This is a genomic window from Corynebacterium variabile, from assembly GCF_006539825.1.
In the GTDB taxonomy this organism is placed as follows: domain Bacteria; phylum Actinomycetota; class Actinomycetes; order Mycobacteriales; family Mycobacteriaceae; genus Corynebacterium; species Corynebacterium variabile.
This window is the reverse complement of record NZ_BJNT01000027.1, coordinates 1-14,594: the sequence shown is the minus strand read 5'-3', so window position 1 is coordinate 14,594 and position 14,594 is coordinate 1. Positions and strand designations below refer to the sequence as shown.

The following is a 14,594-nucleotide window of genomic DNA, read 5'->3' as shown; positions in this document are numbered from 1 at the left end:
TTCTCCTGTGGCGCAGCCCACGTTGATGCACTAGAGTTTGGATTGTTCAACAATCCGACCCTGGCGCAGCACCACAGGAGGCCCACCATGCCCGTCATCGACCTCAACTCCGACCTCGGCGAGACCACCAACGGTGTCGCCGTCGCTGACGACCACGCCATGATCCAGCTGGTCACCAGCGCCAACGTCGCCACCGGGTTCCACGCCGGAGACCCGCACTCCATCGCTGACACGGTCCGGGCCGCCGCCGAGCGGGGCGTCGCCGTCGGCGCCCACATCGGCTACAACGACCCGGCCAACTTCGGCCGCACCAACATGGAGATCGATCCGGCCCGGCTCGCCGATGAGGTGCTCTACCAGATCGGCGCCCTCGAGGCCCTCGCCCACCGCTACGGCACCGAGGTCCGCTACGTGAAGCCCCACGGCGCGCTCTACAACACCATCGTCCACCACGAGGCCCAGGCCCACGCCGTGATCGACGGCATCCACGCATTCTCCGCGGATATCCCGGTCATGCTGCTCCCGGGCGGCGTCGCCGTGGACATCGCCGAGAAGAAGGGCCTGCGCGTCATCCGCGAGGCCTTCGCCGACCGCAACTACAACCCGGACGGCACCCTGGTCTCCCGCACCCTGCCGAACGCCGTTGTCCCGGACCCGGAGTTCGTCGCCGCCCGTATCCGCCAGGTCGCCGAGGACGGGTCGATCACCGCCTTCGACGGCACGGTGCTCAAGGTGGACGCCGAGTCCGTCTGCGTCCACGGCGATTCGCCGGACTCCGTCGCTCTGGCACAGAGCATCGTGAAGGCGCTCGGCGAGGACGGCATCGAGATCAAGAGCTTCCTGTGACCGTCCCCGCCGCAGTCCCTGTCCACCGGGCCGGCACCCGGGCGCTGCTCGTCGACCTGCCCGACCTCGCCACCGCCATGGCCTGGCACGCCGCCCTGAGCAGCGCTCCCCTGCCCGGTCAGACCTCCGTCGGCGCCGCCGCGCGCACCGTTCTGGTCCGCTTCGGGTCCGCTTCTGCCGCCGACGCCGCCCGTGGCATCCTCCCGGGTTTTCTCCCGGGGGACGCCACGTCCGACGAACCCCGGGACATCACCGTCGACGTCATCTACGACGGCTCCGGAACCACAGACCTGGACACTCTGGCCGGCTCACTGTCGATGACCCGCGACGCGCTCATCGACTGGCACACCACCACGGTGTGGACCGCGGCCTTCGGCGGCTTCGCCCCCGGATTCACCTACTGCGTCCCGGAGGACGCCACACGCGCGCTCGACGTGCCACGGCATCCCACGCCACGTCCTGCGGTACCGGACCGGTCCGTCGCCCTGGCCGGGGATTTCTCCGCGGTCTACCCGCGGACTTCCCCCGGCGGCTGGCAGCTCATCGGATCGACCACACAACCCTTCTGGGACGGCACGAATGAGTCCCCTGCCCTGCTCTCCCCCGGCGACCGGGTGCACTACCGCGCCGTCACCGAGCGGGTCGAGGTCGCAACATCCACGAGGAAGAACGTGGTCAGCGGTCCCCGGCGCCCCGTGTTGCGCGTCGATGATCCGGGGCTGCAGGTCCTCGTCGAGGACGCCGGACGCCACGGGTTCGGTGACCTGGGCGTCACCGGCTCGGGTGCGGCTGACCGTGGCTCCGCACAGGCCGCGAATGAGGCACTCGGCAACAGCCGGGACGCCGCGGTGCTGGAGAGCATCGGTGGACTGACCCTCACCGCGCTGGTCGAGACTGTTGTCGTCGTCACCGGCGCCGTGGCCACGGTCAGTGTCAACGGCACGGCGAAGGACCGCGGCGTCCCGCTGCTGCTGGGCGCGGGGTCCGAACTCACGGTCGACAGTGCGACCGAAGGTCTGCGCAGCTACATCGGGGTGCGCGGCGGCGTGGTCGCCGAATCCGTGCTGGGGTCGACCTCCACCGACCTGCTCTCCGGGCTGGGTCCGGCGCCGATGGAACCCGGCGACACCGTGTACGCCGGCCCGGCGCGCGGCAGCGTCCGACGTGTCGATGCACCGGTGCGTACCGACGGCGTCCTGCGCGTCGTCCCCGGTCCCCGCGACGACTGGTTCGCCGAGGGGGTCAAGGCACTGACCGGCGCGACGTGGGCCGTCAGCGCGACCTCGAACCGGGTGGGCCTGCGACTCACCGGCGAGGATCCCGTGACCCGCGACCATGAGGGCGAACTGCCCAGCGAGGGCATGATCGCCGGGTCGGTCCAGGTGCCTCCGAACGGCGAACCGGTCGTGTTCCTCCGCGACCATGCCGTCACCGGCGGCTACCCCGTCATCGCCACCGTCATCCCCGAGGACCTCGACGCCGCCGCGCAGCTCGCGCCCGGTGCGCAGGTCACCTTCGTCGAATACCGTCAGCCAGACCAGGAGTTCTCATGACCACCGTCCTCATCGCCAACCGCGGCGAGATCGCCGTCCGGATCGCCCGCGCCGCCCGCGACCTCGGCATCCGGTCGGTCGCCGTCTACTCTTCAGCCGACGCCGACGCACTGCACACCCGCGTCGCCGACGAAGCCTGGGCGCTGAAGGGCACCACCGGCGCGCAGACGTACATGAACATCCCCGCGCTGCTGGACATCGCCGCACGCGTCGGCGCGGACTGCGTCCACCCCGGCTACGGCTTCCTGTCGGAGAACGCGGACTTCGCGCGTGCCGTGGCGGACGCCGGGATGACCTGGATCGGTCCGACCCCGGAGACCATCGACACCCTGGGCGACAAGATGGCCGCCCGTCAGCTCGCGGAGTCGGTGGGAGCACCGCTGGCCCCGGGCACCTCCGAACCGCTGCAGTCCTGGGAGGAGGCGCACGCCTTCGCTGAAGAGCACGGTCTGCCTGTCGTCATCAAGGCCGCGTTCGGCGGTGGCGGTCGCGGGCTGAAGATCGTGACCCGCGAGGACGGACTCGACGCGGTGGAGGACGCCTTCCTCTCCGCCGGCCGTGAGGCGGGCGAGGCTTTCGGACGCACCGAGTGCTTCGTCGAGAAATTCCTTGAGACCCCGCGGCATGTCGAAGCCCAGGTCCTGGCGGACACCCACGGCCATGTCTCGGTGGTCGGCCTACGCGACTGCTCGACGCAGCGTCGGTTCCAGAAGCTCGTCGAGGAGGCACCGGCGCCGTTCCTGACGACTGGTCAGCGTGAGCAGATCACCGAGGGGGCGAGGTCGATATGTGCCGCGGCCGGATATGTCGGTGCAGGCACGGTGGAGTTCATCGTCGCCGCCGACGGGACGGTCTCCTTCCTGGAGGTCAACACACGTGTGCAGGTCGAGCACCCGGTCACCGAGGTGACCAGCGGGGTGGACATCGTCGCCGAGCAGTTCCGTATCGCCTTCGGTGAGGAGCTGAGCTGGATTGCTGCGGGAGAACCGCTGGACCCGGCGTCCTCCGGCCACGCCATCGAGTTCCGGATCAACGCTGAAGACGTCGCCAACGGCTTCGTCCCCTGCCCCGGCACGGTGACCGAGTTCCGCGTCCCGACGGGTCCGGGGATCCGGGTGGATGCCGGCGTGGTGTCCGGTTCCACGATCCCGGGCTTCTACGACTCGATGCTCGGCAAGCTCATCGTGTGGGGTCCGACCCGCGATGTGGCGCTGCGCCGTGCCCGGGCTGCGCTGGACGAGTTCGTGATCACCGGTGTGCGCACGGTGCTGCCGTTCCACCGCGACCATGTCCGTGCCCCGGAGTTCACTGCGGTGGCTTCTGACGGATCCGCCGGCGAGTTCGGCGTCTACACCGACTGGGTGGACTCCCACTACGTTCCCGGTGCCGCGACCGGCGGGGATATCGAGGATGCCTACATCGAGCGCACCGAGATCTCGGTGGAGATCGACGGTCGACTGCACCGGGTCGGGATCCCTGCCGGGGTGCTCGGTTCGGTGGTCAGCGGTGCAGGTGCAGGGTCTGCTGCGCCGGCGGCTTCCGAGGCGTCCGCTGCCTCCGCCGTGTCAGGAACCCCGGTGACCTCCCCCTTCGACGGCACCGTCGTCGAATGGAAGGTCGACGACGGTGCGCAGGTCAGCAAGGGCGACACGGTCGTCGCGATCGAGGCGATGAAGATGGAGCGTGCCGTCACCGCCCCGGCGGACGGCGTCCTGCACATCACGCTGAACGCCGGCGCCCATGCCGCACGTGGCGCGGTGCTGGGGGCTGTGGAGTAGGGCCCGCTGTCAGTAACGTGGGCGGTATCCGTTGACAGACACCGCCTACGCACTGACGGGAACCGTGATGAGAGACCTGGTCTACTACGTCGCAGTATCACTGGACGGATACATCGCCGCACCGGACGGGAACTTCGACGCCTTCCCCGTCGAAGGTGACCACATGCCTGTTCTCCTCAGCGAGTTCACCGACGCCGTCCCCGCCCATGTCCTGTCCGCGATCGGGATGGACGCTCCGCTGGACAGGTTCGACACGGTGATCCAGGGCTGGAACAGCTACGCGGTGGCACTCGCCGAAGGCATCGAACGCCCTTACGCCCACCTCCGGGAGTACGTCGCGACGCGCACGCACAAGGACGCCACGGTGGACGTGACCTTCACCGCCGACGCCCTGGAGACCGTGCGTGAACTCAAGCAGGAGCAGGGGAAGGACATCTACCTCTGTGGCGGTGGTGACCTGGCAGGCGTGCTGCTGCCTGAGATCGACCGTCTCATCCTCAAACGCAATCCGCTCGTCCTCGGAGACGGGATCCGATTGTTCGGTCATATGGCCGCCACGACCGTGAACTTCGACCTGGAGCGGTGCCGTAGTTTCGACTCCGGCGTCATCGTCGAGGAGTACAGACGGAGCGACCGGTGAGGGAATCTCAGTAAACCGTCGACGCCAGGCCAGATCGCCAGGCTAGATCGACCCGTCGGAATCAGCGATCACGTCGAGCGGGCCCTCCTCCGGAGACGGCGGCTCGAACCGCTCGAAGTACTCCGTCGCCGTCTGTTCTGTGAGAGGCCAGTCGTCCGCCTGACTACCGTGCCTCCGGTCGATCCGGCTCAGGATGGTACTGAGGCTGGTCGCGATGTAGACGGTCACGGGCACGATGCCCTGCGGTGCGAGAAGTGCGCGGTACTCATCGCGCTGCCGCCGGAACCAGAACCCGAAGTCGAGTACCACGTCCTCGCCCGCGGCAATCAGGCGCAGCAGGCGAGCCTTGAGCTCCGCCGACACCTCCGCGACCACTTCAGCGGAGGGCAATGTGGTGACGCCACGGTTCCAGAACTCGACCTCGAAGGAGAGTCGCGTCCAACCGTCAGCCTCCAGACCTTTCGCGTAGGTCGTCTTGCCTGCGCCGCCAGGCCCGCACATCATCACGACGCGGGGCACTGGAACTCTGTCGACTGTCACCCGGCCGACTCTACGGGTGATGTCCCGGGATCACCCCGCACACCCCGCTACACTGACCACCATGCGTGCCCAGTCCGTCGCCGCCGTCCTGCGGCATGCCGTGTCCGCCGGTGAATACTCCCCCGGCGAGAAGCTCAACGAAGTCGCCGTCGCCGACAAGCTGGGGATCTCCCGCAACACCCTGCGTGAGGGCTTTGCCGCCCTCGCCGCCGACGGCATCGTCGACCGGATCCCCAACCGAGGCGTCTTCATCGCGTCCCCCGGCTCCGAGGACATCCGGAATCTCTACCGGGCGCGTGCCGTGGTCGAACCCGGCGCGCTGCTGTGGGGGGACGCCCTTGACGTGGACGCCCTCGACCGGATCGTCACCGACGCGGAAGTTTCGGTGTCTGAGTCGTCTTCGGCAGAGACCGCCCTGGCGAACCAGTTCTTCCACCGGACCGTCGTGGAGTCCGCCGGCTCCACACTCCTCAACGAGGAGATGGACCGGCTGCTCGCCCGGATGCGCCTGGTGTTTCTCACTGTCGAGCGGAACCGTCCGGGCTTCCACGATGAGTTTGTCCCTGTAAACCGGCAGGTCGTCACCCTGCTACGGACCGGTGACCGGGCAGGTGCGGCATCGACGCTGCGCGCGTCCCTGGCGGAGACCGGGGAATCCCTGGCGTCGACGGTCAGTCCGTGAGCATTCCTGCGTCTCCGGACTCCAGGAAATTCAGGACGCCGTCCCGGTACGGTGCAGCGTCGATCCCCTGCTCAGCGAGCCAGGCGTCCGAGTAGTACTTGTCGAGGTAGCGCTCACCGGAGTCACAGATCAGCGAGACCACGCTGCCCTGCTCCCCCGCGTCCTTCATCTCGGCAACCAGGCGCAGCGCCGCCCACAGACCGGTCCCGGTCGAGCCGCCGGCGCGGATACCGGTGACCTGCTCCAGGGCGTGGACCGTGCCGATCGCCGCGGCGTCCGGAACGCTCGTCATCCGGTCGACGACCGGGCCGGTGAAACTGGGCTCCACCCGCTGGCGTCCGATGCCCTCGATCCGGGACGGGGTGTCGGTGACCAGGGAACGGTCGCCGGCAGACCATGCGGGGAAGAAGGCGGAGTTCTCCGGGTCCGCGACGCACAGCCCGGTCATCCGGCCGGTGTAGCGGACGTAGCGCCCCAGGGTCGACGAGGTGCCGCCCGTGCCGGCGGTGGCGACGATCCACCGCGGGTCCGGGAACCGCTCCATCGACATCTGCCGGAAGATCGACTCAGCGATGTTGTTGTTCCCGCGCCAGTCCGTCGCCCGCTCGGCGTAGGTGAACTGGTCCATGTAGTGCCCACCGGTCTCCGCTGCGGTCCGGGCCGCCACCGCGTACACCGTGGACGCATCGTCGACGAACCGCACCTCTGCCCCGTAGGACCTGATCAGACGCACCTTCTCCGAACTGGTGGACGCAGCGACGACAGTGATGAACGGGACACCGGTGAGCCGGGCGAAGTACGCCTCGGAGATCGCCGTGGATCCGGAGGACGCCTCGACCACCGGTGCGTCCTCGCGGATCCAGCCGTTTGCCAGGCCGTAGAGGAACAGTGACCGGGCCAGCCGGTGCTTCAGCGAACCGGTCGGGTGTGTGGTCTCGTCCTTGAGGTAGAGGTCCACGCCCCAGTCGTCCGGCAGCGGCATCTTCAGCAGGTGGGTGTCCGCCGAGCGTTGCTGGTCGGCCTGGACCTTCCGGATGGCCTCGGCGGCCCAGCGTCGGGCGGCGGCGTCGTAGCGGTTGATGTCGTGGGTGGTGCCGGTGGAGGTCATGGAGCAATCTTCCATCACGGCACCTGGTACAGGAGATCGCGGGCGTCGGTGACCAGCATGTAGCCCGGTGCGTGGGTGATAGCGAGTTCGGGCTTTGAACTCATCACCACGGACTGCGGGGTCACGCCACAGGCCCAGAACACCGGTACGGTTCCCGGGGAAATGTCCACGGCATCCCCGAAATCGGGGTGTGCCAGGTCATCGATGCCGATCGCCGCGGGGTCACCGACATGCACCGGAGCACCGTGGACCGACGGGTAGCGGGAGGTGATCCGGACGGCGTCCGCCACCTGGTTCGCGGGAATCGGACGCATGGATACCACCATCGGCCCGTGGAACTTCCCGGCCGGGGTGGTGGGGATGCTCGTCCGGTACATCGGGACATTGCGTCCCTGCTCGATGTGCGCGACGGGGACGCCGTTGTCCAGCAGGGCGGTCTCGAACGTGAACGAACAGCCGATGATGAAGGAGACGAGGTCGTCGCGCCACAGGTCGGTCACCTCCGCACGTTCCTCGGTGAGGACCCCGTCGCGGAACACCCGGTAGCCGGGGATGTCCGTCCGGATGTCTCCGCCGACGAGCAGATCTGAGGAAGTCTCCCCCGGTTCCAGAACGCCGAGCAACGGGCACGGCTTCGGATTACGCTGCGCGAAGATGAGGAAGTCGAAGGCGTCCTCCTTCGGCAGGGTGATGAGGTTGGCCTGGGCGTATCCGGCGGAGAAGCCCGGGGTCGGGACCTGCAGGCCGTCACGGAAGAGGGCGCGGGCCTCGGCGGGAGTCAGCAGTGCACGGTCAGTCATGGTCGTCCTTTCCTAGTTCCAGAGATCGGCGATGCCGGTGAGTGAGTTCCAGCCGAGGTAGATCTCGAGGACAAGCACCACGGCACCGACAACCAGCAGCCACTTCGGGTAGCTGTAACCCTTGAGCAGGTCACGCCGCTTCCACGCGACCCAGAGCACCAGGGCGAAGGCGATCGGCAGAATGACGCCGTTGAAGGCACCGGCGAAAATGAGCAGGGTCTGCGGGGCGGTACCCAGGATCAGGAAGATCACCGCGCAGACGGCGATGAAGGCGACGGTGAGCAGGTTGCGGTTCCGGGGCTGGATGTTCTGCGTGGTGACGAAGGTGATGGAGGTGTACGCCGCGCCGACCACGGAGCTGACGCCCGCGGCCCAGAGCACCATGCCGAACATGCGGAGTCCGACCTCGCCGGCAGCCTGGTGGAAGGCATCCGCGGCGGTGTTGTCCTCCGCCAGTGCGACACCGGTGGCGACGACGCCGAGCACGGCGAGGAAGAGCAGGATGCGCATGACGCCGGTGACGATGACGCCACTGACGGAGATCCTGGTGACACGTCCGGCATTCTCCGGTCCGGTGATACCGCTGTCGATGAGGCGGTGTGCACCGGCAAAGGTGATGTAGCCGCCGACGGTGCCTCCGACGAGCGTCGTGATCACGAAGAAGTCGATGTCATCGGGCAGTACCGTCTGCTTGAGCGCCTCTCCCACCGGCGGATTGGAGGCGATGGCGACGTAGAGCATGAGCAGGATCATCACCGCACCGAGGATGACGATGATGCGGTCGAGTGCCACGCCGGCCTTCTTCGACAGGAAGATTCCGATACCGACCAGCGCGGAGAGCAGGCCGCCGAGCTTCGCATCCAACCCGAACATGGCGTTCGTCCCCAGTCCCGCTCCGGCGATGTTGCCGATGTTGAAGGCGACGCCGCCGATGAATACCAGGGCTGCCAACGCCCAGCCGAGGCCGGGGAGGACGATGTTGCCGAGCTCGTTGGCCCGCTTCCCACTGACCGTGAGAACACGCCAGACATTCAGCTGGACGGCGATGTCGATGAGGATCGAGATGAGGATCGCGAAGCCGAGCGCCGCCCCCATCTGGGCCGTGAACACGCTGGTCTGGGTGAGGAACCCTGGTCCGATGGCACTGGTGGCCATGAGGAACATCGCGCCGAGAGCGGCGCCTTTACCGGGCCGGACGCCGGAAGATTCCGGGGTATCTCTGATTGACGCGTCCGCTGTGGTGGACTCGCTCATGTCTGCACCTCTTTCGTCGTGGTGCCGATCACTTTATGGGATTGTTCAACAACTCACAATGGAAGTGTTCAACAATCAACGATGTTTTACGCACTGGTAACCCGTTGCGGCCGGGGCGCCCTGCTCGCCCCCTATACGTCTCATACCCACCCCAGTCAGACGCTCTCCCCCGGACTGTCCTCCACAGGACGGCCGCTCGTCGATGCGGAACTTTCAGGTCATTGTCGCCTGTGAGATGTCGCCACCAGTACGGAGATGCGGAAGTCAGGTACCTGGCCACCGCATCTACATACTGGTAGCGACAGTGAAGCCTCAGTTGTGAAGTCCCCGGTAGCTCTTACCGGCTCTTACCGGCTCTTACCGGCTCTTACCGCGCAGCCAACCACGCCGCGTCATCCGAGACGCGACGACGCCACACCTCCGGCACGCCGATGATGTGCTCGGACAGGTACTCCGCGTACTCGAAGCCCGACCCCTCCGCCGGCGCCGTGACCTCACCGGACACGCCCGCATGTGCCCCGAACCAGTCGAGCACGACCTGGGCCGCTGTCCCCCGCGAATCTTCCGAGGCCACCGACACGCGGGTCGGCACGCCGGACAGGTCATAGGAGAGATCAGCCGGAATCCGCGGCGTCATCGCGAGCAGGAAGGCTGCGTCCTCCCCCGTGTCCTCCCCTGCCTTGTCCAGGACCTTCGACGCCACCGTGAAGCCGGAACCGAAGGTCACCAGCCCGACACGGTCCGCCGACGCCCCCGATACTCCGGCGCCCACGAACTCCCCGGCGCGCTCGCGCACCTCGGCGAACGCCGCAGCCACCGCGTCCTCCGTCACCGCAGGGGTTCCGGCGCCGTAACCGGGCAGCGGGTAAAGCAGGTCGACGATCGTCACCCCGGACTTCTCGGCGAGCGCGGCGAACAGCGGCAGCCACAGCTGCTCGTGCGATTCCGCGTCCCCGAACCAGCCCGGCCCGCCGTGCAGGCTCACCGCGACCGCACCCGTCGGCTCCGACGGACGCAGCACCGTGCCCTGCAGCCCCGCGACTTCCACAGCATCAGCCGACGGGCCTGTCTTCAGGAACGCCGACGTCGGCATCGCATGGTCCAGCCCGGCACCGAGCACCAGCAGGCTGCAGTGGGTGATGAGGTCCGGCACCCGGGCCCACATCCGCTCCGTGGCGTCCTTCAGCTCCGCAGAAACCGCCAGACCCGCACCCTCATCGGTGGTCAGCGAGGTGAAGATCTCCGGGTATGAGTCGCTGAAGTTCTGCAGCAGCAGCTCGAGCTGCGCCCGGGGGCTGAGCTTGTCATGCCCCGCCATGGCGTCAGTCGGATGCCCCTTGGGCAGATCAGCGGGGTCGGTGGCCACCAACGGCTCGACGAAATCGGGGTCCGCGTCGGTCGCGGTCAGTGGGGTGGGACGTGTCAGCTCAGTCATGACGTCCATAGTATGGCGGACATGACTGATCACCATCCGGCACACCGCGTCGCGGGCATCGGCCCGACCATCTTCGCCACCGTCACCGCCGAGGCCGTCCGCACGCAGGCCGCGAACCTCGGCCAGGGGTTCCCGGACGATGACGGCCCGGCCGAGATGCTGCGCATCGCCGCCGACCAGATCACCGGCGGCAACAACCAGTACGGCCCCGGCCCCGGTGAACCTGCTCTGCGTGAGGCCGTCGCCCGCGACCGGCGTGACCGGTGGGGACAACAGGTCACCGCCGACAACGTTCTCATCACCGTCGGTGCGACCGAGGCCATCGCCGCGTCCGTCCTCGGCCTCGTCGATGAAGGACGCCAGGTCGTCACCCTCGAACCGACCTATGACGCCTACACCGCGTGCATCGGCCTGGCCGGAGCTTCCGTGCGTCCGGTGCGCCTTCAGCTGGAACCGGACAGCACCGGCGTCCGCCGCTGGTCACTGGACCGGGAGGCCTTCGCCACCTCCGTCGCCGAGGACGCCACCGCCGCCGTCCTGCTGAACACCCCGCACAACCCGACCGGCACCGTCCTGTCCCGGGCGGACCTGGAGTTCATCGCGGACTGCGTGCGCGGCACCGGCACCGTCGTCATCAGCGACGAGGTCTACGAGCGGCTGGTGTTCAGTGGGAGCGGTGGCGAGCATGTCCCCTTCGCCACACTGCCGGGCATGGCCGACCAGACCGTGACGATCTCCTCGGCGTCCAAGAACTTCAACGTCACCGGCTGGAAGACCGGCTGGGCGATCGCCGCCCCTGACCTGCTGGGACCGGTGACCGCTGCGAAACAGTTCCTGACCTATGTGGGCGTGACCCCGCTGCAGCCGGCGGTGGCGTGGGCGCTCGACAACGCCGACGACTGGTCGGACACGTGGCGCGAGACTCTCCGACAGCGCAAGCACACCCTCGTCGGAGCCCTGGAGGACGCCGGCATGGAGGTCCTGGGCTCCGACGGCACCTACTACGTCATCACCGACATCGCCCCGCTCGGACTGACCGGCGTGGACGGACAGCCCCTGTCCGGCGAGGAGTTCTGCCGGCGTCTGCCGGGTGCAGTGGGTGTAGCGGGCATTCCGGTGACCGCCTTCGTCACCGCGGATGCCGCCGCCGACCCCACAGACCCGGTGCACACCCTCGTGCGCTGGACGTTCTGCAAGAACGACACCACACTGGCGACCGCGGCCGGACGGCTGAAGGACGGCGTCCGGGAGAGGCTGTCCGGGGGCGAATAGAGTTCACTGAACCGCTCGGTCTATTATTCACCACTGAGTAACACACCGCTGCCGCAGGACCACTGCGCACTACCACCGAGGAGCACTCATGGCCGACAAAATCCGCACCACACACGTGGGCTCACTGCCCCGCACGCCTGAACTGCTGGAGGCCAACAGTCGTTTCCAGGCCGGCGACGCCACCCGCGAGGAATTCCTCGGGACGCTCCAGTCCTCCGTCGACGAAGTCGTCGCCCGCCAGCACGACCTCGGCCTCGACATCATCAACGACGGCGAATACGGCCACCTGTCGTCCGAGTCCTTCGACTTCGGTGCCTGGTGGACCTATATCTTCCCACGACTTGCCGGCCTGGAACTCACCGACGAACCCGAGCCCGTCGTCCGCTCCACCCCAGGCAATATCCAGTTGACCAACTTCGACGACCGACGTGACTGGACGATCTTCCGGGACGCGTACCACGATCCCTCCCAGGGCATCCTCCCCGGCGGCCAGTTCACCCACCCTGCCATCACCGGCCCCATCTCCTACACCGGCCAGGACGCCGTCGCCGCCGACGTCAACGGTCTCACCGCCGCCCTCGGCAAGGTCGGTCACTCCACCGACGACGCCTTCGTCGCCGCTGTCTCCCCCGGCTCCGGCGCCCGCCTGCTCAACAAGTTCTACGACACCGAGGACGAGCTGCTCGACGCCGCCGCCCGCGCACTCAACGAGGAGTACCGGGCCATCACGGACGCCGGCTTCACCGTCCAGATCGACGCCCCGGACCTCGCCGAGGCCTGGGACCAGATCAACCCGGAGCCGTCCATCGCCGACTACCAGGCATGGATCGGCAAGCGCATCGACGCGATCAACACCGCCCTCGACGGCATCCCGCGGGACAAGGCCCGGCTGCACATCTGCTGGGGTTCCTGGCACGGCCCGCACACCACCGACGTGCCCTTCGGCGCCATCGTCGACGAGTGCCTGCGTGCCGATGTCGGCGGTCTGACCTTCGAGGGTGCGAGCCCCCGCCACGCCCACGAGTGGCGCGTCTGGTCCGAGCACCAGCTGCCGGAGAACACCCTGATCTACCCGGGTGTCGTCTGCCACTCCACCAATGTCATCGAGCACCCGCGTCTGGTGGCCGACCGGATCCTGCAGTTCACCGACATCGTCGGCCCGGAGAACGTCATCGCGTCCACCGACTGTGGTCTCGGCGGCCGTCTCCACCCGCAGATCGCCTGGGCGAAGCTCGAGTCGCTCGTGGAAGGGGCGGCGCTGGCGTCCCGCGAGATCTACGGACGCTAGAGTTCTACCCGAGTAGAGATCACCGAGCACCACCCGAGAAACACCTGAGAAAAGGACGTTGTAGATGGTCAACAAAATCCGCACCACCCACGTGGGCTCCCTGCCCCGCACCCCCGAACTGCTGGAGGCCAACAAGACCTTCGCCGCCGGTGAGATCACCCGCGAGAAGTTCCTGGAGATCCTGCAGAACAGCGTCGACGAGGTCGTCGCCCGCCAGCACAACCTCGGTCTCGACATCATCAACGAGGGCGAGTACGGCCACATCACCTCCGGTGCGGTCGACTACGGCGCCTGGTGGAACTACACCTTCACCCGACTGGGCGGCCTCACCATGACCGACACCGACCGGTGGGCCAACGCCGAGGTCGTGCGCTCCACCCCGGGCAACATCAAGCTCACCAGCTTCCCGGACCGTCGTGACCGCGCCGCCTTCAACGAGGCCTACGAGGACCCGGAGTCCGGCATCTTCACCGGTCGCGCGAAGGTCGGCAACCCGGAGTTCACCGGCCCGGTGACCTACATCGGCCAGCAGGAGGTCGACGCCGACGTCGACCTGCTCACAAAGGCCCTCGACAAGGTCGGCCACAACCGGTCCGACGCCTTCGTCGCCGCCATCGCCCCCGGTTCCGCCGCCCGCCTGGCCAACAAGGCGTACGACACCGACGAGGAGCTCGTCCAGGCCTGTGGCCAGGCACTCTCCCACGAGTACAAGGCCATCACGGACGCCGGCTTCACCGTGCAGTTCGACGCCCCGGACCTCGCCGAGGCCTGGGACCAGATCAACCCGGAGCCGACCGTCGCCGACTACCAGGCATGGATCCGGATACGCATCGACGCCCTCAACGACGCGATCAAGGACCTGCCAAAGGAGCAGACCCGCCTGCACATCTGCTGGGGTTCCTGGCACGGCCCGCACACCACCGACATCCCCTTCGGCGACATCATCGACGAGGTGCTGCGCGCCGAGGTCGGCGGCTTCACCTTCGAGGGCTCCAGCCCCCGCCACGCCCACGAGTGGCGCGTCTGGCAGGACCACCAGCTGCCCGCCGGTTCGCTGATCTACCCGGGAGTCGTCTGCCACTCCACCAACGTCGTCGAGCACCCCCAGCTCGTCGCCGACCGCATCACCCGGTTCGCCGAGGTCGTCGGCCCGGAGAACGTCGTCGCCTCCACCGACTGCGGTCTGGGCGGACGCCTGCACCACCAGATCGCCTGGGCGAAGCTCGAGTCCCTGGTCAAGGGTGCCGAGATCGCCTCGAAGCAGCTCTTCGGCTGATCCGGGACCGGATCAACTCCCCCGCTGTTCCAGGCCCCGACCGTGCCACTTCCGGCGCGGTCGGGGCCTCGGTGTATCTGAGGTGAACCGTCGTAGTTCAGACTGGGCTACGCAAACTAACA

13 protein-coding genes are annotated in these 14,594 nt (G+C 67.8%); 8 read left to right on the top strand and 5 right to left on the bottom strand.

Features of this window, described 5'->3' with window-relative positions; all coding sequences use genetic code 11:
* Positions 1–87: 87 nt before the first annotated feature.
* The 4 genes from CVA01_RS13710 (at position 88) to CVA01_RS13695 (ending at position 4,817) form a co-directional block, all read left to right on the top strand.
* The gene (locus CVA01_RS13710) at positions 88–846 is read left to right on the top strand and encodes a LamB/YcsF family protein (protein WP_014009151.1); all 759 of its coding nucleotides are present in this window, start codon (positions 88–90) and stop codon (positions 844–846) included.
* Positions 843–2,399 (top strand): 5-oxoprolinase subunit B/C family protein, encoded by a 1,557-nt coding sequence (locus CVA01_RS13705; RefSeq protein WP_141331521.1) that lies wholly within the window; start codon positions 843–845, stop codon positions 2,397–2,399. The genes CVA01_RS13710 and CVA01_RS13705 overlap by 4 nt, the downstream gene beginning before the upstream one ends.
* Entirely contained in the window at positions 2,396–4,177 is a 1,782-nt protein-coding gene (locus CVA01_RS13700; RefSeq protein WP_141331519.1) for an acetyl/propionyl/methylcrotonyl-CoA carboxylase subunit alpha, read from the top strand. Before CVA01_RS13705 ends, CVA01_RS13700 begins: the two co-directional genes overlap by 4 nt.
* A 67-nt stretch (positions 4,178–4,244) precedes the next feature.
* Positions 4,245–4,817, top strand: coding sequence for a dihydrofolate reductase family protein (locus CVA01_RS13695; protein WP_141331517.1), 573 nt, complete (start codon positions 4,245–4,247; stop codon positions 4,815–4,817).
* Positions 4,818–4,859: 42 nt separating this feature from the next.
* Here CVA01_RS13695 and CVA01_RS13690 read toward each other — a convergent pair whose 3' ends face one another.
* The gene (locus CVA01_RS13690; protein ID WP_244938316.1) at positions 4,860–5,357 is read right to left on the bottom strand and encodes a P-loop nucleotide/nucleoside kinase family protein; all 498 of its coding nucleotides are present in this window, start codon (positions 5,355–5,357) and stop codon (positions 4,860–4,862) included.
* Positions 5,358–5,418: 61 nt separating this feature from the next.
* On the opposite strand from CVA01_RS13690, the gene CVA01_RS13685 reads away from it, so the two are divergent.
* Positions 5,419–6,039: a GntR family transcriptional regulator gene (locus CVA01_RS13685; RefSeq protein ID WP_014009146.1), complete on the top strand. Its 621-nt coding sequence runs from the start codon at positions 5,419–5,421 to the stop codon at positions 6,037–6,039.
* Here the strand turns inward: CVA01_RS13685 and CVA01_RS13680 are convergent.
* From CVA01_RS13680 to CVA01_RS13665, 4 genes are all read right to left on the bottom strand, one after another.
* Positions 6,029–7,147: a PLP-dependent cysteine synthase family protein gene (locus tag CVA01_RS13680; protein ID WP_218024592.1), complete on the bottom strand. Its 1,119-nt coding sequence runs from the start codon at positions 7,145–7,147 to the stop codon at positions 6,029–6,031. The two genes, CVA01_RS13685 and CVA01_RS13680, sit on opposite strands and share 11 nt — an antisense overlap.
* A gap of 14 nt (positions 7,148–7,161) precedes the next feature.
* On the bottom strand, positions 7,162–7,947 hold the full coding sequence (locus tag CVA01_RS13675) for a putative hydro-lyase (RefSeq protein WP_141331513.1): 786 nt from the start codon (positions 7,945–7,947) through the stop codon (positions 7,162–7,164).
* A 12-nt stretch (positions 7,948–7,959) separates the two neighbouring features.
* Complete coding sequence (locus tag CVA01_RS13670; protein ID WP_141331556.1) at positions 7,960–9,111, bottom strand: NRAMP family divalent metal transporter; 1,152 nt, start codon at positions 9,109–9,111, stop codon at positions 7,960–7,962.
* 457 nt (positions 9,112–9,568) lie between these two features.
* Positions 9,569–10,636, bottom strand: coding sequence for a hypothetical protein (locus tag CVA01_RS13665; RefSeq protein ID WP_082796478.1), 1,068 nt, complete (start codon positions 10,634–10,636; stop codon positions 9,569–9,571).
* Positions 10,637–10,648: 12 nt separating this feature from the next.
* Between CVA01_RS13665 and CVA01_RS13660 the strand changes: the two genes are divergently transcribed.
* The 3 genes from CVA01_RS13660 to CVA01_RS13650 all read left to right on the top strand — a co-directional run bounded on the left by CVA01_RS13660 (position 10,649) and on the right by CVA01_RS13650 (position 14,472).
* A complete protein-coding gene (locus CVA01_RS13660) occupies positions 10,649–11,908 on the top strand; it encodes an aminotransferase class I/II-fold pyridoxal phosphate-dependent enzyme (protein WP_141331511.1) in 1,260 nt (419 codons plus the stop codon).
* Positions 11,909–11,996: 88 nt separating this feature from the next.
* Positions 11,997–13,196: a cobalamin-independent methionine synthase II family protein gene (locus tag CVA01_RS13655; RefSeq protein ID WP_014009141.1), complete on the top strand. Its 1,200-nt coding sequence runs from the start codon at positions 11,997–11,999 to the stop codon at positions 13,194–13,196.
* Between the two features lie 64 nt (positions 13,197–13,260).
* Positions 13,261–14,472 (top strand): cobalamin-independent methionine synthase II family protein, encoded by a 1,212-nt coding sequence (locus CVA01_RS13650; RefSeq protein ID WP_014009140.1) that lies wholly within the window; start codon positions 13,261–13,263, stop codon positions 14,470–14,472.
* Positions 14,473–14,594: the final 122 nt, after the last annotated feature.

Bases quoted from the DNA above. Each gene is read 5' to 3' on its own strand.
- CVA01_RS13685 (WP_014009146.1), top strand. From the start codon at position 5,419: ATGCGTGCCCAGTCCGTCGCCGCCGTCCTGCGGCATGCCGTGTCCGCC.
- CVA01_RS13665 (WP_082796478.1), bottom strand. From the start codon at position 10,636: ATGACTGAGCTGACACGTCCCACCCCACTGACCGCGACCGACGCGGAC.
- CVA01_RS13650 (WP_014009140.1), top strand. From the start codon at position 13,261: ATGGTCAACAAAATCCGCACCACCCACGTGGGCTCCCTGCCCCGCACC.
- CVA01_RS13660 (WP_141331511.1), top strand. From the start codon at position 10,649: ATGGCGGACATGACTGATCACCATCCGGCACACCGCGTCGCGGGCATC.
- CVA01_RS13675 (WP_141331513.1), bottom strand. From the start codon at position 7,947: ATGACTGACCGTGCACTGCTGACTCCCGCCGAGGCCCGCGCCCTCTTC.
- CVA01_RS13695 (WP_141331517.1), top strand. From the start codon at position 4,245: ATGAGAGACCTGGTCTACTACGTCGCAGTATCACTGGACGGATACATC.
- CVA01_RS13655 (WP_014009141.1), top strand. From the start codon at position 11,997: ATGGCCGACAAAATCCGCACCACACACGTGGGCTCACTGCCCCGCACG.
- CVA01_RS13710 (WP_014009151.1), top strand. From the start codon at position 88: ATGCCCGTCATCGACCTCAACTCCGACCTCGGCGAGACCACCAACGGT.
- CVA01_RS13670 (WP_141331556.1), bottom strand. From the start codon at position 9,111: ATGTTCCTCATGGCCACCAGTGCCATCGGACCAGGGTTCCTCACCCAG.
- CVA01_RS13700 (WP_141331519.1), top strand. From the start codon at position 2,396: ATGACCACCGTCCTCATCGCCAACCGCGGCGAGATCGCCGTCCGGATC.
- CVA01_RS13680 (WP_218024592.1), bottom strand. From the start codon at position 7,147: ATGACCTCCACCGGCACCACCCACGACATCAACCGCTACGACGCCGCC.